Raw genomic sequence first — 259 nt, forward strand, 5'->3', positions numbered from 1 at the left:
GATAGAGCATATCAATATGTGTGTTTGATTTCTAAAACAGGGACTATTAGAGATAATTTGATAGGGAAAAATAAAGCTCCAATTATATATGATTTTTATTTGTATCAGACAGTACTGAATACAGGATTAGGGACAGAGGAATTTTATGAAATTCAAGAGATGGATTTTGATGGACTGTTAAATTGTATTGAGAAATATTATGTATAAAAATAGGAGAAGATGATGGAGAAACTTGATTGGGGAAAAAGACTTGTTTTTG

1 protein-coding gene is annotated in these 259 nt (G+C 29.3%); it reads left to right on the forward strand.

Translation table 11 applies throughout. The features are described 5' to 3' along the window. Positions 1–207, forward strand: a 207-nt coding sequence (locus tag NE668_RS09870) for a hypothetical protein (protein ID WP_256196810.1), incomplete at its 5' end; no start/stop codon positions are given. Between the last annotated feature and the right edge of the window lie 52 nt (positions 208–259).

Source organism: Veillonella parvula, assembly GCF_024461875.1.
Classification (GTDB): Bacteria; Bacillota; Negativicutes; order Veillonellales; family Veillonellaceae; genus Veillonella; species Veillonella parvula_I.